This window comes from Deltaproteobacteria bacterium (genome assembly GCA_016183235.1).
Lineage (GTDB): Bacteria > UBA10199 > UBA10199 > DSSB01 > JACPFA01 > JACPFA01.
On record JACPFA010000042.1, the window covers coordinates 60,193 to 85,272 of the forward strand.

Annotated in this window: 27 protein-coding genes; 2 read left to right on the plus strand and 25 right to left on the minus strand. The window is 45.4% G+C overall.

All coding sequences use genetic code 11. The features are described 5' to 3' along the window. Nucleotide 1 precedes the first annotated feature (1 nt). The gene (locus HYU97_10605; protein ID MBI2337195.1) at nucleotides 2-2,524 is read left to right on the plus strand and encodes a serine/threonine protein kinase; all 2,523 of its coding nucleotides are present in this window, start codon (nucleotides 2-4) and stop codon (nucleotides 2,522-2,524) included. Between the two features lie 3 nt (nucleotides 2,525-2,527). Continuing rightward, entirely contained in the window at nucleotides 2,528-3,925 is a 1,398-nt protein-coding gene (locus tag HYU97_10610; GenBank protein ID MBI2337196.1) for a sigma 54-interacting transcriptional regulator, read from the plus strand. A 574-nt stretch (nucleotides 3,926-4,499) separates the two neighbouring features. Here the strand turns inward: HYU97_10610 and HYU97_10615 are convergent. The 25 genes from HYU97_10615 to HYU97_10735 form a co-directional block, all read right to left on the minus strand. Then, nucleotides 4,500-5,090, minus strand: coding sequence for a tetratricopeptide repeat protein (locus tag HYU97_10615; protein ID MBI2337197.1), 591 nt, complete (start codon nucleotides 5,088-5,090; stop codon nucleotides 4,500-4,502). Between the two features lie 26 nt (nucleotides 5,091-5,116). Beyond that, nucleotides 5,117-6,229 (minus strand): hypothetical protein, encoded by a 1,113-nt coding sequence (locus tag HYU97_10620; GenBank protein MBI2337198.1) that lies wholly within the window; start codon nucleotides 6,227-6,229, stop codon nucleotides 5,117-5,119. Beyond that, a complete protein-coding gene (locus HYU97_10625; GenBank protein MBI2337199.1) occupies nucleotides 6,226-6,840 on the minus strand; it encodes a hypothetical protein in 615 nt (204 codons plus the stop codon). Before HYU97_10625 ends, HYU97_10620 begins: the two co-directional genes overlap by 4 nt. 141 nt (nucleotides 6,841-6,981) lie before the next feature. Then, a complete protein-coding gene (locus HYU97_10630) occupies nucleotides 6,982-8,139 on the minus strand; it encodes a hypothetical protein (protein MBI2337200.1) in 1,158 nt (385 codons plus the stop codon). Nucleotides 8,140-8,372: 233 nt separating this feature from the next. Then, complete coding sequence (locus HYU97_10635; GenBank protein ID MBI2337201.1) at nucleotides 8,373-9,224, minus strand: flagellar biosynthetic protein FliR; 852 nt, start codon at nucleotides 9,222-9,224, stop codon at nucleotides 8,373-8,375. After that, nucleotides 9,221-9,484: a flagellar biosynthesis protein FliQ gene (gene fliQ, locus HYU97_10640; protein ID MBI2337202.1), complete on the minus strand. Its 264-nt coding sequence runs from the start codon at nucleotides 9,482-9,484 to the stop codon at nucleotides 9,221-9,223. The genes HYU97_10635 and fliQ overlap by 4 nt, the downstream gene beginning before the upstream one ends. A 180-nt stretch (nucleotides 9,485-9,664) precedes the next feature. Continuing rightward, nucleotides 9,665-10,444: a type III secretion system export apparatus subunit SctR gene (sctR, locus tag HYU97_10645; GenBank protein ID MBI2337203.1), complete on the minus strand. Its 780-nt coding sequence runs from the start codon at nucleotides 10,442-10,444 to the stop codon at nucleotides 9,665-9,667. 47 nt (nucleotides 10,445-10,491) lie between these two features. Then, a complete protein-coding gene (gene fliO, locus HYU97_10650) occupies nucleotides 10,492-10,839 on the minus strand; it encodes a flagellar biosynthetic protein FliO (protein MBI2337204.1) in 348 nt (115 codons plus the stop codon). Beyond that, nucleotides 10,836-11,159: a FliM/FliN family flagellar motor switch protein gene (locus tag HYU97_10655; GenBank protein ID MBI2337205.1), complete on the minus strand. Its 324-nt coding sequence runs from the start codon at nucleotides 11,157-11,159 to the stop codon at nucleotides 10,836-10,838. Before HYU97_10655 ends, fliO begins: the two co-directional genes overlap by 4 nt. Continuing rightward, on the minus strand, nucleotides 11,156-12,097 hold the full coding sequence (locus tag HYU97_10660) for a hypothetical protein (GenBank protein ID MBI2337206.1): 942 nt from the start codon (nucleotides 12,095-12,097) through the stop codon (nucleotides 11,156-11,158). The genes HYU97_10655 and HYU97_10660 overlap by 4 nt, the downstream gene beginning before the upstream one ends. Before the next feature lie 10 nt (nucleotides 12,098-12,107). After that, nucleotides 12,108-12,953 (minus strand): hypothetical protein, encoded by an 846-nt coding sequence (locus HYU97_10665; protein ID MBI2337207.1) that lies wholly within the window; start codon nucleotides 12,951-12,953, stop codon nucleotides 12,108-12,110. 3 nt (nucleotides 12,954-12,956) lie between these two features. Further along, nucleotides 12,957-13,448, minus strand: a complete 492-nt coding sequence (locus tag HYU97_10670; protein ID MBI2337208.1) for a hypothetical protein — start codon at nucleotides 13,446-13,448, stop codon at nucleotides 12,957-12,959. Between the two features lie 3 nt (nucleotides 13,449-13,451). Further along, nucleotides 13,452-14,789 carry a flagellar protein export ATPase FliI gene (fliI, locus tag HYU97_10675; GenBank protein ID MBI2337209.1) on the minus strand — a complete coding sequence of 446 codons (1,338 nt, stop codon included), beginning with the start codon at nucleotides 14,787-14,789 and terminating at the stop codon, nucleotides 13,452-13,454. A gap of 3 nt (nucleotides 14,790-14,792) precedes the next feature. Further along, on the minus strand, nucleotides 14,793-15,476 hold the full coding sequence (locus HYU97_10680; GenBank protein ID MBI2337210.1) for a hypothetical protein: 684 nt from the start codon (nucleotides 15,474-15,476) through the stop codon (nucleotides 14,793-14,795). Nucleotides 15,477-15,681: 205 nt separating this feature from the next. After that, nucleotides 15,682-16,635 carry a hypothetical protein gene (locus tag HYU97_10685; GenBank protein MBI2337211.1) on the minus strand — a complete coding sequence of 318 codons (954 nt, stop codon included), beginning with the start codon at nucleotides 16,633-16,635 and terminating at the stop codon, nucleotides 15,682-15,684. Between the two features lie 221 nt (nucleotides 16,636-16,856). Beyond that, entirely contained in the window at nucleotides 16,857-17,333 is a 477-nt protein-coding gene (locus HYU97_10690) for a hypothetical protein (protein ID MBI2337212.1), read from the minus strand. A 35-nt stretch (nucleotides 17,334-17,368) separates the two neighbouring features. Next, nucleotides 17,369-18,181 carry a sigma-70 family RNA polymerase sigma factor gene (locus HYU97_10695; protein ID MBI2337213.1) on the minus strand — a complete coding sequence of 271 codons (813 nt, stop codon included), beginning with the start codon at nucleotides 18,179-18,181 and terminating at the stop codon, nucleotides 17,369-17,371. 211 nt (nucleotides 18,182-18,392) lie between these two features. After that, complete coding sequence (locus tag HYU97_10700) at nucleotides 18,393-18,737, minus strand: hypothetical protein (GenBank protein ID MBI2337214.1); 345 nt, start codon at nucleotides 18,735-18,737, stop codon at nucleotides 18,393-18,395. Between the two features lie 17 nt (nucleotides 18,738-18,754). Beyond that, nucleotides 18,755-19,240: a hypothetical protein gene (locus HYU97_10705; protein MBI2337215.1), complete on the minus strand. Its 486-nt coding sequence runs from the start codon at nucleotides 19,238-19,240 to the stop codon at nucleotides 18,755-18,757. Nucleotides 19,241-19,444: 204 nt separating this feature from the next. Next, nucleotides 19,445-20,368 carry a hypothetical protein gene (locus HYU97_10710; protein MBI2337216.1) on the minus strand — a complete coding sequence of 308 codons (924 nt, stop codon included), beginning with the start codon at nucleotides 20,366-20,368 and terminating at the stop codon, nucleotides 19,445-19,447. A 2-nt stretch (nucleotides 20,369-20,370) separates the two neighbouring features. Then, nucleotides 20,371-20,790, minus strand: a complete 420-nt coding sequence (locus tag HYU97_10715) for a tetratricopeptide repeat protein (protein ID MBI2337217.1) — start codon at nucleotides 20,788-20,790, stop codon at nucleotides 20,371-20,373. Nucleotides 20,791-20,896: 106 nt separating this feature from the next. Next, the gene (locus tag HYU97_10720) at nucleotides 20,897-21,409 is read right to left on the minus strand and encodes a hypothetical protein (protein ID MBI2337218.1); all 513 of its coding nucleotides are present in this window, start codon (nucleotides 21,407-21,409) and stop codon (nucleotides 20,897-20,899) included. An 88-nt stretch (nucleotides 21,410-21,497) separates the two neighbouring features. After that, complete coding sequence (locus HYU97_10725) at nucleotides 21,498-21,791, minus strand: hypothetical protein (protein MBI2337219.1); 294 nt, start codon at nucleotides 21,789-21,791, stop codon at nucleotides 21,498-21,500. A gap of 175 nt (nucleotides 21,792-21,966) precedes the next feature. After that, nucleotides 21,967-22,716 carry a Crp/Fnr family transcriptional regulator gene (locus HYU97_10730; GenBank protein MBI2337220.1) on the minus strand — a complete coding sequence of 250 codons (750 nt, stop codon included), beginning with the start codon at nucleotides 22,714-22,716 and terminating at the stop codon, nucleotides 21,967-21,969. Nucleotides 22,717-22,985: 269 nt separating this feature from the next. Continuing rightward, complete coding sequence (locus HYU97_10735) at nucleotides 22,986-25,076, minus strand: PEGA domain-containing protein (protein MBI2337221.1); 2,091 nt, start codon at nucleotides 25,074-25,076, stop codon at nucleotides 22,986-22,988. Nucleotides 25,077-25,080: the final 4 nt, after the last annotated feature.

Sequence of the window (25,080 nt, forward strand, 5' to 3'; positions counted from 1 at the left end):
TATGGAAAAGTTTCAACCTAAACCTTTTGGAAAATATTTTCTTGTTGAAAAGCTAGCCACCGGGGGCATGGCCGAAATCTACAAGGCCAAGACTTACGGCGTGGATGGTTTTGAAAAATTGCTGGTTATTAAGCGCATCCTTCCCCACACGAGCGTTGATAAAGAATTTATTAACATGTTGGTGGATGAAGCCAAACTTTCGGTGCTTCTTTCTCACACCAACGTTGTGCAAGTTTATGATTTAGGAAAAGTTGGCGACGACTACTTTATCTCCATGGAATTCATCGATGGGGTCAACTTGCGCCAAATCATCAACCGGCTCAAAGAACTCAATCAGCCTATCGAACAAGAATTAGCAGTTTATATTATCAGCGAGGTTTGCAAAGGCTTAGACTATGCCCATACCAAAAAAGATCCGGATGGCAATCCACTGTCGATCGTGCACCGTGATGTTAGCCCACAAAATATTTTGGTGAGCTACGAAGGTGAAGTTAAGATTGTGGATTTTGGTATCGCTAAGGCGGCTATGAATATCAGCCATACCTTGGCGGGTATTCTCAAAGGCAAAATCAGCTACATGTCTCCTGAGCAGGCCTTGGGAAAGATTGTTGACCGCCGCACCGATATCTTTTCAGCAGGCCTTGTCTTCTATGAACTACTAACCGGGCAGAAATTGTTTACCGGTGAAACGCAATTTGAAGTTTTAAAAAAAATTCGCACCTCACGGCTTAATGAAAATTCTTTTCCCGATAGTGTCCCCGTTACGCTACGAAAAGTTTTGGCCAAGGCCTTGGCTTATTATCCACGGGATCGCTACCAATATGCCGGCGATTTTCAGGTTGATTTAACCAAATATCTTTACACTACCTTCTCTGATTTTACCCCGCGCAAAATTGCAACCCTTGCTCGGTCCCTCTTTAAGAATGAACTGGAAGACCGCGCCCTCAAAAAGGGAGAAGCCTCCCTCGATGCCCGCACGCGCTCCATCATCATGGAGGCTAGCAATCAAGAAAATTTGGTTCACTTTGATAAAACCGTGGTGGATTCAGAAGCATCGATTAAGGCCGATACCAACACCTTTCATGAAGAGGCCATCAAAGGAGAAGGCACCGAGCCTTCGCTTACCGCTCAGCATGGTGAGAAGCGCGGAAAAGACAAGGGTGAAAAAAGAGTGCCCATTACGAAACGGCGGTGGTTTAAATCGACCGTTGTGGCCACACTATTATTGGCACTAGGGGCCACGGGCTTATGGAAAGGCAAAGAAATCAAAGAATGGCTTTTCCCCAAACCAGAACCCAAAGGGGTTTTAATCATCGATTCAACCCCACAGGGTGCGGAGATTCTTTTAGATGATGCCGATACCAATTTGATCACCCCCACCGAACTCACCAAGTTAGAATTACTTAAACCCTATAAAATCACCTTGAAGAAAAAACGCTATAAAACTTGGTCAAAAGTTTTTTCACTACCCAGCGCCGACCCCGTGTCGCTGAATCCACAGCTAGAAGTTATCCCGGTTGGCTCTATTGACGTCAAAACCACTCCACCCGGCGCCAAAATTTTTGTGAATGGAGAAGATACTAAATTGGTCACACCCGCTACGGTGGCTGACATACCCATTCACGATTCTTACACCCTTCGATTGGAGAAAGAAAAGTATAAACCGGTGGAAGAAAAAATCACCATTTACTCGATCGACACGGTGGAATTTAGTAAAACTTTGGTAGAGATTCAATATGGCTCAATTGCCATATCCAGCAATCCAACGGGGGCGGTTATTTATCTCAATGGTAAAGCTATCAACAAATCCACCCCCACCACTTTAAGCGATTTAGAAGCAGGCGGCATTTACACTTTACGATTGGCCAAGAATGGATACAACGACGTTACACGATCGGTAAGCGTTATAGCTAATCAAACGGTGAATGTCAGTGGTACCTTACCCAAAGTTGAAGCAAGGCCCCCCACCCCTAAACCTACGGTGAAGCCCAGCCCCAAGCCAACCCCCATTGCGATTCGACCCACACCAAAACCTACATCAAAACCTCACCCTACAAAGAAACCCATCCCGGATGGAAATCAAGTTAATGCATCGGGTGAAACTTACCTTGCGCTCAATTCAAACCCCAAAGGGGCATCGGTTTATGTTAATGGGGTCATGGTCGGAACAACTCCAGGTAAGTTCAAAGTACAACCTGGGACCGCTAATGTTACGGTAACCAAAGACGGCGCAACGGTAAGGCAAGTTGTTACTTTAAGACCTGGCACCACTCGCTCGCTCGGCACCCTTGATCTGAAAGCACCTGCAGCGGGAGGCGCCATTCGGGTTGACTCTAATCCCACGGGGGCTGAGGTGAGCTTGAATGGCAAAGGGGTTAAAAGCACACCGGTTAAGATTAATGGTTTAAAAAACGGCCGCTCTTATTCGATAACCGTGAGCAAGAAAGGGTATAAATCATGGTCAAAGTCGTTTACCATGGGCGAAGAATCGTTATCCTTTTTCGCCAATTTGCAGAAAGAATGATTCATGAATGATTTATTAGATAGTGACGGCAAAACACAATTGATCGAGTTGGGGGAGGCTCGCGATGTGGTTTCGCTAAGGCGTTGTGTTTTAAAAGTCATTGAAGGCCCCGACCTTGGCAAGAAAGTAGACTTAAATCGCAAAAGTCTTAAAATTGGCAAAAAAGAAGACAATGATTTCGTCTTAAGCGACAATGCCATCAGCCGCTATCACTTAGAAGTGAGTTTAGCCGGTGATGGCTTCATGCTTTCCGACCTCGACAGCACCAACGGAACCGTGCTGAACAATTCTAGAATTAAACAAGTTTATTTAAGCCCAGGCGATGTCATTCATATCGGCAATACGAAAATTGAATTTCAATCCTTTGATGAAAAAATCAAAATCAAACCCAGCACCAAAACTGAATATGGTGAAATGATGGGCAAAAGCCTCAAGATGCGGCAAATCTTCAGTGTGTTGGAACGTATCGCCCCCAGCTTGGCCACGGTTATCATTGAAGGCGAAACCGGCACGGGGAAAGAATTAGTTGCCAGAGCCATTCACAATAATAGCCCGCGCAAAGACAAACCATTTATTGTATTCGACTGTTCTGCGGTGGCCCCCAACCTCATTGAATCAGAATTGTTTGGCCACGAAAAAGGTTCTTTCACCGGGGCGGTCAAACAACACAAAGGTGGTTTTGAGGCCGCCAATGGTGGAACAATTTTTTTAGACGAAATTGGCGAACTCACCGAAGAGCTACAGCCCAAGTTACTTCGCGCCCTCGAACAACGCGAAGTTCGCCGAGTGGGGTCTACTCAAGTGGTTAAATTAGATGTCAGAGTCATTTGCGCCACCAACCGCGACCTGAAAAAAGAAGTCGAAGCCGGCCGTTTTAGGCAAGATCTTTACTATCGCTTATCGGTTGTTAAAGTAACCTTACCTCCCTTGCGTGATCGCTCCGAAGACATCCCTCTCATCGTTGAAAAATTACTCAAAACCGGTCGTTACAACCGAGACCCAAAGGGAAATTTTCATATCGTTCGCGTGGAAGATGATGCGCTTAAAATGCTGCAACGCTACTCCTGGCCCGGCAATGTGCGTGAATTAAGCAATGTCATTGAACGGGCGGTGAGCCTTGCCCCTGGCAATAACCTTGATGCCAATCACTTAGCTTTTGTTTTTCAAGAAGTAGAACACCCAAGCACGGGTGGTAGCGAATCTTTTGTGGTCGATACCAATTTACCTTTCAAAGATGCTAAACAAAAAGTGGTTGAACTTTTTGAGCGCGATTACATCCAAGAATTATTAAAAAAACACGATTACAACGTGTCTAAATCCGCCCGCGTCGCCGAAATCGACCGCAAACACTTACGCAACCTCATCAAAAAATACGCCCTCTTCGCCCGAGACGAAGAATAAATCCCTTTGCAAATTCCCGCACCTAAAAAGTTTTAGTGAAGCGGGCTAAGGGTGTTGTCGAGAACCCGCACCCGTAAAGCCTACTCGGCCCAAAAAATCTTTTATTTTTATTGAATTAGAGTATTCCTCTGTCATCCTCTAATTCAAAAAAATAATATAATTTTTTGAACCTCCTACGGCTTTACTCCTGTGCTAAAAGGTTCTCGACAACACCCTTAGCCCACTTCAGTAAAACTTTTTATATCTCTGCAAATATTTACGAAGAAGTCTTTTCGAAGCGGGGATAGGCAAATAGAGAGCCTTTTAGCGCAGGAGGTCGGCCGTAAGAGGGCTCAAAAATTTTATTGTTTTTTTGAATTAGAGGATGACGAAGGAATACTCTAATTCAATTAAAAACAAAAAATTTTTTAGCCCTCCTTAAGCCGACCGGGCGCGGGCTCTCTATTTGCCTATCCCCGCTTCGAAAAGACGTGACCCGATTTGCAGATGAATTGAAGAATGAAAGGGAAGATTGCCACGCTCGCCAATGGGACTCGCTCGCAATGACAGGGGGCCTGCTGGGTTCAGAATGACATTAAGTGCTAAGGCGTTTGCGGGGGATGCGGCCGCCGGCTTTGTCGATTTTTTCTTTTTGTAATTGCAGGCTGCGTTTGATGGCAACTACGAGGGAACGGGCGCGGTTGGCAAAACGATTTTTGCCTTGGGGGTCTTGCAAAATGGCGCTACGAAAATCTTCGGCGGCTTTGCGGTAATTTTTGTGAAGTAAATAAATTTCTCCGCGGTTAACTAAGGCCGCCATGTCGGCTTTGTTAGACTTGATCGCCTCAGAATATTCATAAACCGCATCAACAAACCTTCCCAATTTTTGATAAACGCCCCCTAACGCGGAATGATAGAAAGGGTTTTTATGATCGACCTTCACCAGACATTCAAAAATCTTACGCGCTTCTTCAACCCTACCATGTTGTAATTTAACCATGCCCATTTCGGATAAAGAATATAAATCTTTGGCCGGAAGGCCGGTTAATTGGGCAAAAGAAATAGATTTGGTTAAAAATTTGTAAAGCAGGTCAATGAGGTATTTTTTTCTACCTGGCGTAGGATCATGGAGCTTGCTCTTGGCCCGCTCCTCAGGGCTTAATTCATGAAATCGATCATCCGACATTTTAAAAACCGCTTATTTTAGTAAGATCAACCAGGGCGCCAGTTACGAATCACTTGCTCACGAGTACGGAAATTCGTTTCAGCAAATTTCGATACCATCTCGATATATTCCGACATCAGCCGTTGCAACTGGTTTAATTTTTCAAAATCTTGGCGCTCGGTGGTTTGAAAATCTTCTAACATGGCCTGAAGTTGCCGCAATTTCTTTTGTCCCTCGGGAGTGGTTGGATCGAGGCTACCCATCTCTTCAATAATCTTGGCCTTGGCTTGGCGGCGTGTTTCTAAACGCGTTAAAATTTGGGTGTAAAGATCTTTGGCCTTGGATTCGTTTTCAAACAATGTTGCGAACATGTATTCTAAACCCGTGCCTTCTAATCCTTCTACATATTCCTCGGCTGACCCATACTGCCCCATCCCAAACCCCGAAGAATTACTGTTATTGGTACTACTCGGGGGAGGTTGAAAACCCGGTGGTGGCGTGGGCCCAGGGCCAGCTGACCCAAAGGCCTTGTTAAAGGTTGAGCCGTCTTTCATGGCCTTATTAAAACCAAAACCCTGCCCGGCTTGTGATTCATCTTCTTCTTGACCTTGTTGTTGGCCCCCACCCATGGCCCCTTGCCCGCCCCCTTGTTGAGAAGGCACAACTTCGGCTGGATTCCAGGTTTGTTTGCCTTGAGAACCATCGGTTTGGCCACTAGTTACCGTGCCTGGAAAAGATGCCCCATGACTATCTAAACTAAAGATCGCTTTCATGGCGTTGAGTTGGCCATCTTTTAACCCATAAAAACCGCGGTATTTATCGGGTTGTTCTAAAAAATCTTTGAAGAGAAAATCTTTGCCCGGCTCACCTTGCACTTCCAAGGCTTTGAACATCGACATAGGATACATTTCAACTGTGCCATAAGTGGCCTTGTATTCTGCCTCTCGATCTCGGGAAGTGAGATTGTGCAAATTAACCTGGGCCATCCGCAAATAGGCTTCGATGAGTTTACCAATCTGCGGATTTTGCACCATGAGCAAATCAAGCGACTGGGCCATCAGCATTTTATCGATGGTATCAACCGTTAAGCCGCCCTTTGAAAGATAACCTTGCAGGCTGGAGGGCTTGGCATACACGGGATTAGCGGGATTTACACTCATGGTTCCTCCACTTTAATTAAGTCAGGGTCTTTGGCAATGGCATCTAAAATTTGTTTTCGCAAAAATCGCGCCCGATTCCCCCACGGGTTTTTATTTTCTGCATCAAGATTAATTGCCTTATTAAGATCTTCTAAGGCATGCGTTGCCATGCCAATGGTCCAATAAACTTCACCACGGTTGACCAGCGCAACAATGTCTGACTCATTAAGGTTAATGGCAACCGTATAATCAACCAACGAATCGGCATGTTTGGATTGTTTTTGATAAATGGCCCCGAGCGCGGTGTGGTAATAAGATTGTTGGTGATCAATCACAGATAGCCCACGAAAAATCTTTTCGGCCTCGGCAAAACGATTATTTTTAAATTGAACATAGGCAAATTCAGCCAAGTCGGCCAAAAACTTTTTAGGTAGCTCTTGCACCTGGGCCCAGGTTATTTTGCCGGCTACAAAGTCTTCCATTCGCTTAACCGCAGCTTCCACGTCTTTTTTATCAACATGGGCCATAAAGGCCTCAAAAGCCTCTAGGCCTCGCTTCATATCGGAGGTTAATTGAGACACTTCGGGATTTTTCGTCTCTTTTCCCTTTTGGACCATGGCGATAACTTCCATTTTCTCTAAGAAAATACTATACTTATGATAGCATTAGACCTTGGTTTTTCACAAGTTGTATTTTCTTACCTCCTAATAAAAAGCGGCCTCCGGGATACGGTAGGCCGCCAATTTGCTTAATAAAATCATTGCGTAGGCAAATTACTGTTTCTGGATTACCCGATCCGTGGTTCTCCAATAGGCGTCTCGGAAATTGGCATAGGATTCCCATAATTGGCGATTCCATTGATTAAGGCTGGCAATTTGCCCGTCTAAAACTTCACGCTCTGGGGTCTGTAATTCTTGCAACAACTGCGTATTGACCGTAACCATTTGGTTATAACGCATTTGCTTGTAGGTATTGTTGGCTTGCAACCGGGGATTGTCTCCCACATAGGGTTTAACCGGTTTCATCCGGCCCATTTCCCTTAAAAGAATGGCCCTGGCATCACGAATCTTTTCTAAAACTGAAAAGGCCTTTTTCATCGATTCGCGAGTATCGCGATCGTTCAAAACCAACAACGAAAACCATGCGCCCACAAAGTCGCCCATCGCAATTTGTAATTTAATGATGTGCATCTTTTGCAACATGGCCTTTTCTTGTTTTTTGGCATCATGAATTAGTGACTCGCTTTCTTGCTGCATTTTTTGCGTGGTTTGCGATTGAAACCACGGGTCATAGTAAGGATAACCTTGGCCATTATGCATGGCTTTTGTGTAAGCTGCGTATTGAGGATTTTGAGGATTTTGAGGATTTGAGCCATAGGGATCATAAGCGCCAAAACCTTGGCTAAAATATTGTAAATCTTCTGGCGTAACCCCAGGGGCATTACCAAAGGCCTGCATGAGCATATTAAAAATAACATCGGGAGGATAACCTTTGGCCCTTAAATCTTCCGCCATGGCTTGGGCCTGGGCATAAACCGAATTGCCTTCGTTCATTTGTTTGTTAAAACCAGGTTCTGGAATCGTGCCCTGGCCAGCCACCGATTGACCGGTGTTGCCACCTTGATTGAGATTTTGAGGAAGCATGTGCATGGCCGCTAGGTATTGTTCGATCATCGCTATGGAATAAACCTTGCCATTAATAATCACAAAACTAGAAGGTGGCACGGCTGACTTAGCTGCTAAGTATTCTTGCAAAACATCTTGAGCGGCATATTGGTATAAATCTTCTAACTGCCCTTGGGTTTCTTGATTCTCTTCGATCTCGCCTTCACCTTCGTAGTCGTAAGAAGAAGAAGTTTCTTGAATCTTTTTGGAATAACTAGGACCCGTGGAATGGGGCGGATGATAGGCGGGTTTAATAGCTTGTGTCATGGGCATCTCCTAAAATACAAATTTCCTCTCAAGAGTTATCGGAATTTAATTCATGCGGAGTTGCGCCACGCCACAGCCTAAATTTCCTAAATAAAAACAAATAGTTGATGCACTGCGTTAATAAAGGAACTCATGAAAAACTTTGAGAAGTCGGAAGAGGCTACCCGAAACCCCAATGCTTAAGGTTGAGGGAGCCTCTGCCGACTTCTCAAAGTTTTTCATAAGTTTCTTAATTATCCGGCCAAGAACCACTGCACGACCTGATTAAAACCCCCCAGAGCATGCTTAAACAGCTCTTTCAACTGCACATAAATGACCGGCAGGCTCAACCATACCAAGGCCGCGCCCACCCACCCTTTGATGTTAAACCCCATTTCAAACACATTCACCATAGGGGCAATGCGATTGGTCAATCCCAAAATAAGATCCGCAATGAAAATGGCAATGAGCACGGGTGCCGACATTTGCACAGCAATCAATAAAGTTTCGGCCGACAATCGCACCACTAATTTAATAACCGGCAAATCAGTCAACCGCGGTAATGCTGCAGTGCCTGCCATCCAGTCAGGCAATTGATAGATGGGAACCACGGCAAAACTCTCGATCAAACCTTTAAAAAAGAAGATATGGCCTTGCACCAGAATAAAAATCACTACGGCGAATTCATAATAAAAAACGCCAAAAATGGTGGCTTGGGCGCCAATACCGGGGTTAAAGATTTGGGCGTTGGCTAACTGGCGTTGGTTATCAACCATCGCCCCTGCTGCCTGCACCCCGTAAAAAACCATGCCCATCACCAAGCCTAATAAAAAACCAAACAAGGTCTCTTTTAAAAATAAGGCCCCAATCAGAAAATAAGAATCGGGTACGGGGTTGGGAATTTGGGCTTGCACGATGGGAAAAAGAAAAATCACCAAGGCCAGCGCCAAACTAATGCGAAAGCGCCCGGGCATACTGCGCCCCCCCAAAAAAGGAATCACGGTGATGGCGGTTAAGATACGCATCATCATGAGGCCAAAGGTCATCACGTAGGTCATGACTCCTTGGGTAAGCCCAAATTGACTTAAAACATCGGATGGATTCATAAATAGCGAGGAAAGGCCTTTAAGAGATATTCGGTAAATCGAACCATCTCCATCAACATCCAAGAACCTAATAACACCAAGCTGAGCACCACGGCGGCTAATTTAGGCACGAAGGTAAGGGTTTGCTCTTGAATTTGAGTGGTCGCTTGCACCAAGCTGATGAGCAAACCCACAACCAGCGCAATGCCCACGGAGGGGGCAGATAAAATAAGGGTTAAATACAAAGCCTTTTGGGTAATCGAAATAACAAAACTTTCCATGGGCACCTCTAATAACTTGGATTTTAGGGGACCTCTAAAAAGGGCCCAGATGCAAGGCGCCCGCAAAGACGCGACCGGAGCGTATATGGAAATACGTGAGGATCGCGGCTTTGCGGGCAATCCTTCGCTTGCGCTCTGGACAGGCTCTGCAGATGGGTCGTTTTTAGAGGTCCCCCCATGTTACAAATACCCCGTGATTAAACCGCTCACTACCAACTGCCAACCATCAACCAACACAAACAATAAAAGTTTAAAGGGCAGACTCACGGTAATGGGCGAAAGTTGAAACATCCCCAACGACAAAAGAATATTGGCCACCACCATATCAATCACCAAGAAGGGCAAGAATATCACAAAGCCAATATAAAAAGCTTCAGACAATTCACTAATGATAAACGCCGGCACCAACACCGTAAAATCTTGATTGGTAAGACCTGCCCGATCTTCAGGTTTGCGAAGTTTCAACGCCAACTCATGAAACACGGCCTTTTTTTTAGGATGAGTATGCCTGGTTAAAAATTGCCGAAAGGGTTCTTTGCCTTTATCCACGGCCTCTAGCAAAATCCCTAAACTGGCCTCTGACAAAAGACCTTGGTTGCTGCGCTGTTTGGCGAGATCTTCAGTGACCTTTTTAACCTCAAGGCCCACTGGCACCATGATATAAACGGTTAAAATCAGGGCCAGGCCGGTAATCACTTGGTTGGGTGGGATTTGCTGAGTGCCAAGGGCATTACGCACAATCGATAACACCACTGTGATTTTGATAAAAGACGTGCCCATCACGAGCACAATGGGCACCAAGGCCAGGCCCGATAAGGCCGCTAGCATGACCAAAGGCGTCGCTATAGGTTGTTCGTATTTCCCTTGCGCATACCCAAGCGAAGCTAACAGCACCGGCAAAATTGCCACCGAAAAGACCGACAATATTCGTAAAAATTTTTTTATCGTTTGATTAACCATAAATGTCATTATGGATCCCGGCTCAAGGCCGGGATGACGTGTAACCGTCATCCCGGCCTTGAGCCGGGATCCATTTTAGGCAGTTCACAAATCAAATTCACTTGCTGTTCACTGGCTCCCAGCAAAAGTTTTTTATCTTCGACTTCAATCACATAAAGAGATTTTTTAGCATCGAGCGGCACCCGGCCCACAATTTGTATGCCTGAATTGCCAAAGCCTTTGTGAATTGCCAGTTTTGGGAAGACATATTTTAAAACGATTAAAGCCAACATGACCACCAGCCCTAAAATGAAGATCATCTTCAAAAAAGAACCGGTGAAATCGATCCCCCCTTCCATCGGAAAAGGAGTCGGCGTTTGACTCACCCAGGTAAAAATAAAAAAAGGAGTTATCATTCAAACACTTTGATTAAACGAATCCCTAACTTGCCATCTATTTCGACCAATTCACCTTTGGCCATTAATCTACCATTGGCAACCAGATCAATCGCCTCATTCGGGTAACGGTTAAACTCAATCACCTGCCCCATCTTCAGCTGAACCAAATCTTTGACGGTGATTGCCTTCTTAGCTAATACCGCAACCATCTGCACTGGCACATCACTCGCCAGGTTAACTACCTTGGGAGAAGGTGGCGGGTCTTTTGCTGGGGAGCTCGTGTTTTGGGTCTCAAGAGCTTCCTCGTCAAAATCAAAATCGTCGTTTTCAGTGCTCACAGTTTACCTCCGTAATAATCTAAAACTTTGATGAGTGCCAATTTTTGGGAAGCAATCACTTCTCCCAACAAACCTTGGCTGCGATCTTCACCCACTCTTAAAATCACACGCCCCCCCAAGGGTTCTTCTGACTTTTGTGGTTTTAAGTGCACCATCGTTTCATCAAATAAAATAACATCGCCTTTTTCTAATTGAGCAAGTTCAATCCCTGAAAGCTCTACGTGGCCTAACTCAACCGTCAATTCTGTTTCAATATAACCAATCTTCTCTAAGCGTTCAACTTTTTCCGGCGAATCACTGCTGCCCTCATACAAAGGCCTGTCTTTTAACAGCACCCCACGCAACAAGGGATGAGGCAAATAAATCACGACTGAACCTTGGGCTTTGCCTAATTGGAGGGTAGTTTTTAATAAGCAACCTCGTTCGCTAGGAGGGTTCACGCCCTCTAAATCTTGAGGTTGTTGCACAATGTCAACAAATCGCAAAGCGGTTACCCCTAACTCGGTCATGGCATTTCTAATCTTGCTTAAAAATTTTAAAACTAAATATTGTAAAATCCCCTGCTCAATGGGGGTGGCGTTGCGGATTTGCAGGCTCTCTTCAGACCCACCTAACACCTGAGCCACACTAGCCAAGGCCAAGAGAGAATCGATGCGCATCACCCACTTTTCTTGATGTGGCTCCAAGGCCAAAATAACATACACCGCCTTGCCATCTTTAGGACTGATAAATTCTTCAAACGTGCTTTCACCAAAACCCTGCCAATGGGCCGAGCAATCTTTGCCAAAATCATTTGCAAAGATTTCTTTGAAAAACCGATGCGCTTCTTCGCTGGAATCGAGAAAAGGGAGTTTAGCAAATAAAGCATTTTCCAGCTCGATCTGGTGTTTACTAAATTTTTTTAAGCCCGCAAAATCAAAGGGCCTAATTTCAGTCATAAACCTCCCTTTACGCTTCTACCACAATTTCAGCCACGGGGATATTTTTATCCAACAAAAGTTGCTGTAGGTTTGATTTTTCCCCTGCCATAAGCTGATGCACGGTTTTGTCATGATTGCAGCCAAACCAAACATGCACCTTGCCATTTTTTAAACTCACTTTAAGTTTGAGCCCACGAAAAAAATCTTTTTTGAATTGAATCTCCATTTCTTTACCCAAATGTTGATTCATCCCCAAACGCACCCATTGCACAATTTCTTCTAAAACCGTTTTGGGCACCCTAGGGCCGCTTAGTTTCTGAAGAGATATCGCCCCTTGGGTAGGTGGTAGTGGCGCCATGGGAATGGCTAGCGGCACTGATTCTTGAGCCGCCGATTTTTTCAATTTAAAAGGATTTTCTTTGGCCGCAGAAAATAGCCTGCCATGTTCACCCCCACGGCTATCTGAGCCACTCTGCCGCTCCCCCAGTTCTTTCTTGGCGGCAATCTTGCCTCGTGTCAGACCTGCAACGCCGCCTTCTCGCTGCGTCTCTTTTTCTCCTGAAGTTTCTTTTTTTTCTTTTAAATCTTTTTGATCTTGATCTTGGCGCCTATCTTTTTGTTCTTGGTGTTCAACCACCTGGTTAACCATCTGTTGTTTGGGTAGATCGGATTTTTCGGTTGCGGCTGAGGCAGGATCTGCAAAATTTTCTAAAAAATCATCGAAGGCCTTCTTTTGAGAGCTACGCTCGCTTTGCATGGCCTTTTGAAAGGGATGCGTGAGGGTTGTGCCTTTAGTCGAAGGTTTATCTTTGACCTTTTTTTGATCGGCCTTATTGGCCTCTTGATTTTGACTCGGTCGATCATCAACCCGCATGGTTTACCCCTTCCTCATTTGGTGGATCACGTTACCCAGTTCATTCAGTTTCTTTTCTTCGGCCATCGATAATCTCTTTAAAAGTTTTTTCCGCCACAATTCTTTGTGCTTCTCCATAATCTGCAACGACCGGCAAGCATCGATATAGTCTCGCCTGGCTTGTTTGACCTTTTCTTTGGCCCGTTCAATGGCCTCGATTTGGTCGGTTATTTCTTGCTCTTTTTTCTCAATGTCTTCATTGATCTTTCTAATAAAATTCAAATGGATTGAGCTCTCCCTTATTAAGCTCTCCCCACTGCTTAATTTATCGGACATTTCGACTATGGACTTTCTTTTTCGCTCTTTTAATTCTTCTTTTTCTTTTTTAAGCCTTTTTAACTTCTCCTCTTCTTCTTGGAGCTTTAAGATGGCCTTGGCTAACTTAATCTCTGCCTGTTTTTTATTCTTTTCGCGTAAATCTAGAAGTACTTGAAGACGATATTTTTCCTTCTTCATCGATTAAAATAACCCTTTGAGCCGTTCCACCGAATTGTCCAATGTTTCAGTATCATGAATTTCTTGTTTTAAAAACTCGTTGACCTCTTCGATCTTCTCAATGGCGTAATCCACCTTGGGGTCAGAGCCGGCTTCATAAGCCCCAATCAAAATAAGGTCGCGCTCTTTTTCATAATTGGCCACCACTTCTTTTAACTTACGCGCCGCATCGAGGTGATCACGCTCAACGATGTTACTCATCACGCGGCTCACACTTTCAGAAACATTGATGGCAGGAAAATGATTGCGATTCGCCAAATCACGCGACAAAATAATGTGCCCATCGAGGATCGACCGCACTTCATCGGCCACGGGTTCGGTCATATCGTCGCCCTCCACCAACACGGTGTAAAACGCGGTAATAGAGCCTTTGTCAGAATTGCCCGTACGCTCTAACAATTTGGGCAAGGTTGAAAAAACCGAAGGGGTGAAACCCTGCCTGGCCGGCGGCTCGCCCACGGCCAAACCAATTTCACGCAGGGCGCGCGCAAAACGAGTGATGGAGTCCATCATAAAAATAACCCGTTTACCCTGATCTCGAAAATACTCCGCAATGGCGGTGGCCACATAAGCAGCCTTACTGCGCACCAAAGAAGGTTGGTCACTTGTTGAAACAATGACCACCGAACGTTTCAAGCCTTCTTCACCTAAGTCTTGCTCTAAAAAATCTCTTACCTCACGACCCCGCTCCCCCACCAAACAAATCACATTCACCTCGGCCTCAGAATTGCGCGCCAACATGCCCAACAGGGTGCTCTTGCCCACCCCGGCGGCTGCAAAAAGCCCCACCCTTTGGCCTTCTCCGCAAGTAAGAATGGCATCGATCGATCGCACACCCACCGAAAGGGGTTGAGTGATCCGACGCCGGGTTAAGGGGTCAGGTGGTGATGCATGCACGGGATATTCTTCATCGCAAGGCAGGGGGCCGTGGACATCTACATCCATGGGGTCCCCAAGGCCATCTAAAATTCTTCCCAATAAACCATCGCCCACCCTCACCTTCAAACAACTACTGGTAGGCAGCACATCGTTGCCAGGGCCTATGCCTTCTAAATCACCCAAGGGCATTAATAAAACCGTCTCTTCTTTAAACCCCACTACTTCGGCCTTGATGGGTTCTTTTTTTTGAAAAGGCTGAATGTAGCATAACTCCCCCACGTGCACGCCCGGCACAATGGCCTTAACAACGAGGCCCGTTAATTCCACCACGCGGCCTTTGATGCGATAGGTCGAAATGCTGCGAATCGAATGCAAATACTTAAACAAATCGATGATGGGTGGTTGAAAAGATTCATCACGCATGGCTTATATCCCCAAGGCCTGTTTGATGGCCGTTAATTGCGTTTCGAGTTGAGCATCTAAAGTGCCAATTTCACTTTCGACTAAACAACCGCCTTGGGCCACAGATTCATTCACCCGAAAGGCAATGCTTTGGTCCGATTCTACTTGTGTAAAAAGCTGGGCCTCTTTGGCCTTGGCCTTTTCATAATCTACCGGATTAAGATGAATAACAATCTTTTGACCCATGGCCTCTTTGATGGCTTGTTTGATCACGCCCAATACGGCTTCGTTGTTGGTTTTGAGTTGGTCACCAATCACCCGTTCTGCAATGGCAAACACCAAGCGGATCATCTCTTTTTCATTATCGGTAAATAATTTTTCGCGAAGTTTTTTGGCTTCCACCATTAATTGCGTCGTGTTGGCTAGGCCCTCTTGATAACCTACTTCGTGACCTTCTTGTTTTTTGCTCTGCAGTTCCCCCTCAACTTGGTTGAGAATTTCTTTAGCCATGGCCTTGATTTGATTAGCCTCGGCTTGAGCTTCCAAAATAATGGCTTTGGCCCTAGCCCCGGCCTCAAACACATCTCTGTCGATCACCGAACTCTTACCTTGCGGTAAAACGATGTTACTTGAGGTTTCCTCTAGGTTCACCCTTTCCTCGAGTTTAAGCTTTTTCTTTAAATCCTGATTTTTTAAAACCTTGGCCATATTAACCAATTTTAAAGGAAAAATTTAATGTTTTCAACAACTTCCTTTAAGCTCCGAAAATGCACTTTTTTGTCATCCCTGCCCCTGCCGGAGTTCACCCCTGCGCAGGCAGGGGCAGGGGTAAACTCCAGCTCAGGACCCAGTCTTATACAAATCACTGGATTCCCGCCGTCGCGGGAATGACATTTTTTAAACACTCTCTATTTTATGCGAGTTTACTTAAACACTCGAGGATAAAATTTTGAATTTTTTGGGCTTTTCCAGGGTCATTTTTAGCCACATTCTGCTCTAAATAGCGTTTTAAGAGATACCCTTGTTTGGTAGGAAATTTATAGGGTAAGACCTCGAGGTAGGGAAGCAACTCACTCGTCACAGCTTTAGAAAAAACCTGAAACCCTAATTCCAAAAATAAATGATCGGGGCTAATGCCCTCGATTTGCATGCTTAAGATATTGAGCTGGGCATCTACCTTTGCCTTGGTATCCATGCCTTCCATCTCTTTCATACACCCTTGGAGCAGCCTTGCATCTTGCACACTTAAGCGGTGCAAGATGGCGCGCAAAGCTGCCTTGTTAACGGCTTTAAGGGCCAAGGCTAATTGACTTAAGCCCACTTGTCGAAACAGCAGCACCAATTTTTCAACCGGCAAGGCATATAAATTTTGAAGTTCAAGACCCGCTTTAACTTCTGGCTTGGGCAAAAAAGGAAAGCGATTCTCAAAAAGATTTTTGATCACCCGCAAAACCTCAGGGGTTGGTTTGCTCTTACCCTTATACTCGCGCACCTGGCGAGCTAAATTTTCGTTCATAGCCCGAATGACTCTTTTTTGCCGCTCTAAAGGCAAATTGAGCAAGATGATGCGAATAATGGGGGGCGTTTCGTCCCGTAAAAATTCCACAAACCAGCTAGGATCTAGGTCTGAAAAAACCGTAACTTCCCAGTCGTCTTTCAATTGCTTTAAAACTTGGGCGATGTTTTTTTTCTGATCTTTGGAGAGATGATTGCTAAAACTTGAAACAAAGGCCTTAACATCTTGCTGCTCAGCCACGGGCAACAAAGGTAATAAGGATTCTAATTGATTCTCTCTGGCCAACAATGCCATGGCGGCAAAGGCCTTATTGCGACTTTGGGTAAAGCTAAGTTTGCTAACAGCCGTCACGAGTTAAAACCTCCCACGATGTTTGTCATTGAAAGCCTCTGTCATTGCGAGGCCAGCCGGCTGAAGCAATCTCCTCTGTCTAACCGGTGGGATTGCCACGCTCGCCTAAGGGGCTCGCTCGCAATGACACCTAATTCTGTCATTGCGAGCGTCCGCAAAGCAATCTCTTAATTGCACGAGATTGCTTCGGCCTGTTGGTCTCGCAATGACAGATATCTTATTTAAACCTGCATTTGAAAGGGACCGGTGGCGCCTTTAATCCCATATTCGATCACTTTAAAGGTTAGCTCGCTTTGAAGGGTCACCCTGGATATTAAGCCTTGCCCGGCAAGAAGGTCCATTTGCGAAACAGGCTGCCCTGAAAAAGCCACTTCCATCATACGATCCATTTGAAAATAACCATGGTTCAGATCGCTCACAAAATCTAACATTCCACTGGTACCAGGGCCTTGCACAACTTCATATTCACGGGAAGGATTGAACTCTACACCCTCAGCGCCATAGGTTTTCATTTGTGAGCCTTGGTTGACCGAGCCGAACATATTGTCAATCATATCGACAACGGGTTGATCTTGGTTGGCGGGGTGAATGGAGTTAAGCAGTTCTGAAAAATTGGTATTGTTCGAAACCTTTTGGGGTTTGTTATCAACGACAGTTTGTAAGGCCTTTTCGTTTAAGGCCTGAAAAATCGGGTCCATATGTTTCTCCCTTGTCCCTTCATAACAACAATGACTTACATTGCTGGTTGCACCCTCATTTTACCAGTGGCTTTCAATTGCATGGTGCTAATCTTTTTAAACAGCAATTCAAGTGCCCTGGCATGGAGCCGGCTGGTCCACGACTTCGATAACTTTAATTTTGAACCTGCTTCTTCCAGGGTTTTATTTTGAAAATAATACATCTTAATCAATTTTCTTTCTTTATCGGGCAAATCTTCAATGGATTGCCGCATCACTTCTTTAATCTTTTGAAACTCCGCTTTGTGCTCGATGTTGTTAGCCTTCTTGTCTTCAATTTCCATGGGTTCTTCAGAGGCATCGAGCGAAATAATATAAATTGAAGCTAAGCTGTTGACGGTCTCGTAAAGTTCACCGGCTTCTTGTTCCGCCGGCGCCGCAGGATTTTTACTAACGGCCGCCTCTTCCGACTTGGTTTGCAAATAATCATTGGCCGCTTGTTCAAACTTGATTTTGGCGTAAAGTGAGCGAGGGATCCAACCGGTTTTACGCAACCCATCAAAGATGGCGCCGCGGATGCGATAGTAAGCAAAGGTCTTAAAATCAACTCCCATCTTCGGGTCAAAGCGTTTGGCCGCTTCTAAGAGACCTAAGCGAGCGTTGCAAACCACCTCTTCTACATCCACATCGCTCGACAGCGTTTGGGCAATTTTGTTGGCAATTGAAGTGGCGTAGGATAAGTACCGCTCGATCAGTGCATCGCGCTTGGAAAGATCCTTTTGGCTTTGGCTAGCAAGAATCTTTTCCTTCGCCATGATGGGAAGTTTCTTTTTACCGCTACTAGTTTGGATGGCCGCTTGAGTCATCATCGATCCCCTTTACATAAATGACTTAACTCTTACAACTTTCATTATTTAACCGTGCAAGATTCCTGCCAGACTCTAAACTTAGTTCGACAATTTTTCAAAGAGCAACTAACTAAAATAATTAAACTTTTTTAAATTTCCCAGGCCTTAAATTTTTGACGCAGCCCGTTATTTTTTTCTTTTGGGGTGCCCACACCACAAAAGGTGGGACTCGCTACACCAGGATGTTGGGTGCCTCATATAAAAGATCAGTAATGGCTTGCTTCATTTGCTGTTTCAAAGGTTCAGGCAACTTAGCATAGGGCCCTTGATCAACGGCTTCACTCGTGATCCAACTCAACACCTTGCGCCGTAAACGCGGGTTACGACCTGGCCCCTGCAATAATTTCGCAATCGTCGCTCCGGCCGCAGCGAAATTCACACTGATTTTTTCCACCAACTGTTCACCTGGCACCTTGGCTTCAGGGGTTTGGGGCTTAACAGGCGTGCTAGGTAAGGGTGTCCAGTGTAAACCACCCAAAAGTTCAGTCAAACGAGGGGGAATGCGTTCAAAACCCATAGTTCATTTCCTTTTATCTAAACCGATTTATCCATTTCTTTGATGGCTTGACCTGCCGCCTCTGAACGAAGCCCAAAAGTTTTGGCCCGCTCTGGATACAAACCATCGGTATTAAAATTGTTGATGGAGGGCTGCTCCATACCCATCGTTTGAACATCACCAAACCCAGGGGCCGCGCCTTGGAATGGGCTATTCATTTGCAAAATTTGTTCGCTCACGCTCATGTCTTGCCATTTCTTGGCCTGTTGTTTGTCAGCTGAGCGATCCGACCACTGGCCCAAACGATAAGCCGTCCCACCAATGAGGCCCCCTAAAGGCCCAAACAAAGAGCCCAAACCACCGGCTAAACGCCCTAAAAACCCAAAGGCTCGCTTAAAAAAATACTTAAATTTTTCGCCAAAAGTGGGCTTGTCGAGGCGATTGCCCCCTACTACGGGCACCCATTCGTTTTTTAATAAATTCCTGTTTTGATTTAACTTTATGTTATTATTGACAAAATCCATATTCACCTACAAATCTTAACTAGGAATATTATCGACACCTTACCCCCTCAAAGTTTCTTGAGAACTATTTAGAGTTCTAAGGGGACCTCTAAAAAGGGTCCAGATGCAAGGCGCCCGCAAAGACGCGACCGGAGCGTATATGGAAATACGTGAGGATCGCGGCTTTGTGGGCAACGCGGCAGATGGGCCCTTTTTAGAGGTCCCCTAGGCTTTTTTTTCTGCGGGGGTAGGTTTGGCTGTACTCTTGGTGCCCCCCTCGACTACCTTGGCTTCGATCATTTTAGGGTTTTCTGTCGCAGTTAAGGCCGCAGGGCCGGCATTGAGTTTAGCAATTTTAAGTTCTTGTCGAAGTTTGGTCATGCGAATCACATTAAAAATCAGCCCGGCTGAAACCACAATTAACAAAACCAACATCACACTGGCGTAAATTTTAAATCGGCCTTTTGAAGCCGATGTCATGACCATGCCCGCAATCGAAGTCATATTTTGGGGCAAGTTATTGCCCACCACCGTAGGCCCTTCCCCCATGCTTTTGGGCAAATCCACAAAAGATAAAACCACGGCTACATCTCGGGGGTCTAAGCCTTCAACGGCGTTCGCCACATAGCGTTGAATCTTGGCCTCGGTAAGATTGTTATTACTTTGATCGCTGCGCGCTTGAATTAATACCGAGGCACTAGGGCGCTTAGAGCCTTGGGTCTCGGTGGAAAATTCACTCACCGTAGGAATGTTGAGAATCACTGAAGCACTGACGATCCCAGGATAATCTTTTTCTAAATTCTTAACGAGCGTGCCTTGCAGGCCCAACATTTTTTTACAACGTTCTTCTTCAATGCTAGGCACCAACGAGTCTTTACCACAAAGCTCTTCCATGCCAACTCGAGGGGGCCTCGGCAAATTGCGTTCTTGCAATACTTTGCGGGCTGCAATCACATCTTTTTTTGCTACCTTGACCAAATAAGAAACATCTTGGGCCTTTTCGGTGCGATCAACCTGAGCCCCAATGCCCTCTTCATGCAGGGCCACAAAGATATCATTGGCATCCCGTTCACTCAAATCGTGTTGCACCACCACACCTCCGCAACCGGAAAAGAGGGCTAATAAAATTAAAATACGAACAAATTTCATAATTATTTAGAATTGTTTGGCTCTGGGGCAAATCCCTTGTCTACCAGCTCCAGCAAGGCCCTGGCAAAATCACCTGATTTGCCTTGCGGATCAAGGGTTGAGGCCTTGTTTAACATCGCACGAGATTTATCAGATTTACCTGAAAAAAATAAAGATTCCCCTAGATAAGCTAGGGCAAAGGCACTATCCGGCACCAATTTAAGGGCCTTCTCATAAATCCTAATGGCCTCTTCAAATTTATGTTGAACAAAAAAGACATTGCCCAAACCCACTAGTGGAACCTCGCTATTGGGGGCTAAAACACTCACCCCCTCAAACACGGCTTGGGCCTCTTTAAAGCGTTGCATGCTCAGGTAAAGATAGCCTGCCTCTAACATGATACGTTGGTTTTCGGTTTCCATTTCAACGATAGGTGTTTCCACATCGACCTCCCTCCATGATGATAACCGAAAAAAAGAAAGAAGGTAACTTGAATTTTCTCCAAATTACCTTCTCGAAATCCTTTAATTGATTCATTAAAACTACGTCTTAAGGCCTAAAGTTACGAATCGTATTGGTCGCAGCATCGTAACGGGCCTTCTCAAAGTTTGATAACATCATGACGGTTTGGGTTTTCATGCTCAAGTCGGCCTGCATTTTTACCAACTGCATTTGCCCTAAAAACATTTCATTCATATCAAAGGTATCGCCGCCATTCATAGGCGAAGAAGGTGTCGTTCCCGCGCCGCTCGGCCCCGAGCTAGGATTTACAGGATAGCCATCAGGTGGACCAATAGCCTTATTCCAACCGTATCCACCGTATCCACCATAACCACCACCGCCACCTGAGCCACCAAAGGTGCTCACCGCGGCATTGACCACTTGAGAGCCAGTGGGATTATAGGCTTGCAACCAAGGCCCTGCTAATTGAGAACCTTCGCTGATGGTTTTATTGAGTGTATTGAAAAATTTGTCGCTACCGCCAAAAACGCTTTGGCTCGGCACTTTATTCCCAGGTACAATCGGGTTAAAGGTTGTGACATCGACTAAAGGCTTTTCCATGTTAACCTCTTTTTAAAAAATACAATCTTTCAAGGTAATTATCGAAGGGCCGCATGTGTAAAGTTGCCTGACTAAGCTAAATAACCAACTATTTAGGATCCTTAGCCTTATCGGCCATTTCAACCATCTGATATTTGATCTTTAACAACTCTTTAAAAAGTTCCGTGGTGAGATCAATCGCCTTCATGGCCTTGGCGGCTAACTTGCCTTTGCCCAACCCACTCTTTAATTGGGAGATTTTTTCGAGCTCTTGATAAACCTTACCGAAACTCTCGTTGAGTTCTTCAAATTGCTCGGTCTCTACCAAGCGCTCAATGCGAGGATAACCCGCGGTAGGGGGGCCCCCATTTTTAGTATTTGTACTAGAGGGTGATGGCGACATCGTTGATATTATTAGACGATTAACTTAACAATTAGTCAAGCAAACTCTAAGAGCGTTATTTCTTGGGGCTGTTCAAAAATGCTCAGATACAAGGCAGCCGCAAAATTGCAACCGGAGCGTACATGGGAGTAAGTGAGGATTGCGATTTTGCGGCAACGCCGTAGATGGGCGTTTTTCAACAGCCCCCGGCGATTTTTTTGAGGGCCGAGATCTTGGCCAGGCATACCCGTTGCCCATGCTTATGAACAATAATCCCCTTGCGCTTAAACTGGCTTAATAAGCGAATGACCGTCTCGGGGGTGGTGCCGATCATCCCCGCCATTTCCCTACGCGTAATAATAAGATCAAACTCACCTTGATCGCCCTTCTCTTTGCCAAATTTATCTTTCAAAAATAACAAGAGCCCCGCTAATCGGGCAGGGACTTTTTTATGAACGATCGAGGTTAATGCCTCCTCGGCTTGCCGCAAATCTTTGGATAACAACGAAAAAACCTGGAGTGCAATGCGAAGATGGTTGGCCAAAAGGTTAAAAAAGACCTCCCGGCTTAAAAAACAAACCGTCGTGTCTTCGATGGCTTCGGCGGTTGCCGTATACAGCTCGTCGGCCAACAGTGCACGATAACCCATAATGTCGCTGGGCCCCGCAATCCGCACGATGCGCTCGTAGCCTGCATCATCGACCTTGTAGATTTTTACGGCACCTTTTTTGATACACAGAAAACCCGTGGCCGGGGTATCTTGGCAAAACAACGTTTGATGGCTTTTAAATTGTTGGATAATTTTAACTTGGTCTAAATTTTCCAACTCTTCGGCTGAAAGATCTTTAAAGATCGTCTCTTTTAAGATGGGGCACTGCTTACACCGAAAAGTTCGGGCTTGTTCTTGATGACCCTGCTGTTCCCATACGACTTCTTGCATCTTCACACTACAATAGATACTCGACTCGCCCTAAGATTGCCATGTTTGTCATCAGTTTTAGGCATGACTTCTATCAGCACGAATTGCTGAATAAATTTTTTTGAGGCGGGCTGAGACTTGGAGGGGTTTGTCGGATTTTATAGTATTTCAACTTTTTGATAGTATGTTTTCTGTCATCCTCGCGAAAGCGGGGATCCAGTTCTGTAAGTAGGTTTAAGCACTGGGTCCCCGCCTTCGCGGGGATGACAGCCTATTTAAAAGTTAAAACACTATGATTACTGCAGGGGTTCAAGTTTAATAATGACTGGCTTGATCGACGATATTTCAAGGTTAAAGCGGATTTCGATGGGCTTGTAGCCGTCTTTATTGGCCTGCACCCGATAGGTCCCCACCATAAGATCCGACAAGATCAAAGGCGTAGGTTGCCCAATGGGGTTGCCATTAATCGTAATCTGCGCCCCCGAAGGCTCGGTGGCAATGTAAACCGCCGATTTAATGGGATAGAGCCGATTATATAATGTGGCCGCTTGACTCTTCACTTTTTCATCGGTGGTATTGAGCACCACATTCACAATTTTAGCTAGGGCTTGCCCTGCCTGCCCCGTCGCAGAATAAACTTCGGCTAAGCCAAGCTCAGCCTGATGGGCATAAGCCTTATCGGCTATAGCCTTTTCAAAATAGCCTTGGGCTTGTTCATAGTTTTGAGTCTTTAAAAAAGATTTCCCTAATAAATAATGAATCTGCCCCAATTCTTGTTTATCTGGATTGCGTTTGAGGGCTTCGATGAGATGTTCGATGGCTTGGTTGTATTGCCCTTTGTTAATGGCGTTGCGCCCCAGGTTAACATAATTGCCCGCCGGGGTTGTGCCTAAAGTAAAATTGGCACTGTAGGGAATATTGACATCCATGTTGAGCGTGTCGGTCTTATCTTCAAAACCCTCTTTACGTAAGGTGAGTTTATGCTGCCCGAGTGGCAGGTTGCCTTTAAAAGGCGTCTCCCCTACTTTTTTACCATCGATCAAAACCGCCGCCCCACTGGGTTCGCTCGTGAGGGTGGCAGGAAAGCTTGCCAACTCTTCATCTTTAACATTTAAAACATATTCACGATTTTGATTATTCAGCACAAACTCCCGCCGATACTTAATGCGCGGGAGGGTGCCGGCAGTACCCGATACCGATTGCAGCTCGCGTAGCTCCACCACATATTTCCCCAATGGCACATAGATGGGTTTGCCAAAGGCAACGTTTTGCACCTTCAAGGGTTTGGGTTGAAAATTCTCGTATTCAAAGGCCCCTTCTAAATAGAGGTTTCCGTTCTTGGGTAGGGCATCTAATTTAATAGCACCCAAGAGAGTGCCAAATTCTACTTTGGCTAATTCATCTTGGGCATTAAATTGAACGGTCTTTTTTTCTTTAACGGTTTCCCCAATTTCTTCTAAAAGATATTCGGCAGTAAATTGTGTAGGAGCTTTAATATTCGCTAAAATACTCACTTGGAAAGGAGTAGTGCCAAGCTCTTTGCCTTCGTAGTAAACTCGCGCGGGCACAGGCTGAGAACTTGCTTCAATAAGCACTGAGACTTTTTTGTCGGTGACAGGGGGTGGTTCTGTTTTCACCACATGCACTTGATTCTTGATTGGCTTGGTTTCTTTGTGGGGTGACGTGAGTAGACGATTAACCTTAGCAACAATGGGGCCACGGTATTGATAAATGGCAACGCCTGCTAAAACAATCACTAAAAAACCTAACAACCAAGCGACCCCACTACCCCGTTTAGGTTGGGTGGCTATTGTACCTACTTCGGCAGGAACGGGTAATTCTGCTTCGCTTCCAGGTTCGGCAACAAATGCAGCTGTGTCACCTGGCACCTCGGGCGATTGGGTTTCAGGTGGGGTTTCTAATTCGGTTTTTTCAGGTTCAACTATTTTAGGATGGGGAGTTTTTTCTTCCTCGACCGCTGGCTCTTCATAAGTATGCTCTACCGGCGATTGCAACAAACGTAAGGTATAAATCCCTGCCTTCACGGTATCTAAATGACTGAGGCTGGTTTCGCTCAAAATCTTTTTTTGATTAACATAGGTACCATTGCGCGAACCAATATCGCGCACCGTGACCATCCCATTTTGAAAACGCAAAATGGCATGCGAACGCGACACGCTATTGTCTTCTAAAAGGATGGCATTAATATTGGCCCTTCCTAAGGTGATGTCACCGGGTTGATTCAAAGAGAACCAAATACCCGGGTTGGGGCCTATGACCACCTCTAAAATAGGATAATCTTTCCCCTCGGGTTTTAGGCCGTTGGCTGCTTGTTCGAGCTCTTGATAAGCCTTAATAAACGTATTTTCATCCGACAACGCCATCATTTAC

Excerpts from the sequence above, each read along its gene's own strand:
- HYU97_10605 (MBI2337195.1), top strand. The coding sequence starts at position 2 with ATGGAAAAGTTTCAACCTAAACCTTTTGGAAAATATTTTCTTGTTGAA.
- HYU97_10610 (MBI2337196.1), top strand. The coding sequence starts at position 2,528 with ATGAATGATTTATTAGATAGTGACGGCAAAACACAATTGATCGAGTTG.
- HYU97_10615 (MBI2337197.1), bottom strand. The coding sequence starts at position 5,090 with ATGTCGGATGATCGATTTCATGAATTAAGCCCTGAGGAGCGGGCCAAG.
- HYU97_10620 (MBI2337198.1), bottom strand. The coding sequence starts at position 6,229 with ATGAGTGTAAATCCCGCTAATCCCGTGTATGCCAAGCCCTCCAGCCTG.
- HYU97_10625 (MBI2337199.1), bottom strand. The coding sequence starts at position 6,840 with ATGGAAGTTATCGCCATGGTCCAAAAGGGAAAAGAGACGAAAAATCCC.
- HYU97_10630 (MBI2337200.1), bottom strand. The coding sequence starts at position 8,139 with ATGACACAAGCTATTAAACCCGCCTATCATCCGCCCCATTCCACGGGT.
- HYU97_10635 (MBI2337201.1), bottom strand. The coding sequence starts at position 9,224 with ATGAATCCATCCGATGTTTTAAGTCAATTTGGGCTTACCCAAGGAGTC.
- fliQ (MBI2337202.1), bottom strand. The coding sequence starts at position 9,484 with ATGGAAAGTTTTGTTATTTCGATTACCCAAAAGGCTTTGTATTTAACC.
- sctR (MBI2337203.1), bottom strand. The coding sequence starts at position 10,444 with ATGGTTAATCAAACGATAAAAAAATTTTTACGAATATTGTCGGTCTTT.
- fliO (MBI2337204.1), bottom strand. The coding sequence starts at position 10,839 with ATGATAACTCCTTTTTTTATTTTTACCTGGGTGAGTCAAACGCCGACT.
- HYU97_10660 (MBI2337206.1), bottom strand. The coding sequence starts at position 12,097 with ATGACTGAAATTAGGCCCTTTGATTTTGCGGGCTTAAAAAAATTTAGT.
- HYU97_10665 (MBI2337207.1), bottom strand. The coding sequence starts at position 12,953 with ATGCGGGTTGATGATCGACCGAGTCAAAATCAAGAGGCCAATAAGGCC.
- HYU97_10670 (MBI2337208.1), bottom strand. The coding sequence starts at position 13,448 with ATGAAGAAGGAAAAATATCGTCTTCAAGTACTTCTAGATTTACGCGAA.
- fliI (MBI2337209.1), bottom strand. The coding sequence starts at position 14,789 with ATGCGTGATGAATCTTTTCAACCACCCATCATCGATTTGTTTAAGTAT.
- HYU97_10680 (MBI2337210.1), bottom strand. The coding sequence starts at position 15,476 with ATGGCCAAGGTTTTAAAAAATCAGGATTTAAAGAAAAAGCTTAAACTC.
- HYU97_10690 (MBI2337212.1), bottom strand. The coding sequence starts at position 17,333 with ATGGACCCGATTTTTCAGGCCTTAAACGAAAAGGCCTTACAAACTGTC.
- HYU97_10695 (MBI2337213.1), bottom strand. The coding sequence starts at position 18,181 with ATGATGACTCAAGCGGCCATCCAAACTAGTAGCGGTAAAAAGAAACTT.
- HYU97_10700 (MBI2337214.1), bottom strand. The coding sequence starts at position 18,737 with ATGGGTTTTGAACGCATTCCCCCTCGTTTGACTGAACTTTTGGGTGGT.
- HYU97_10705 (MBI2337215.1), bottom strand. The coding sequence starts at position 19,240 with ATGGATTTTGTCAATAATAACATAAAGTTAAATCAAAACAGGAATTTA.
- HYU97_10710 (MBI2337216.1), bottom strand. The coding sequence starts at position 20,368 with ATGAAATTTGTTCGTATTTTAATTTTATTAGCCCTCTTTTCCGGTTGC.
- HYU97_10720 (MBI2337218.1), bottom strand. The coding sequence starts at position 21,409 with ATGGAAAAGCCTTTAGTCGATGTCACAACCTTTAACCCGATTGTACCT.
- HYU97_10725 (MBI2337219.1), bottom strand. The coding sequence starts at position 21,791 with ATGTCGCCATCACCCTCTAGTACAAATACTAAAAATGGGGGCCCCCCT.
- HYU97_10735 (MBI2337221.1), bottom strand. The coding sequence starts at position 25,076 with ATGATGGCGTTGTCGGATGAAAATACGTTTATTAAGGCTTATCAAGAG.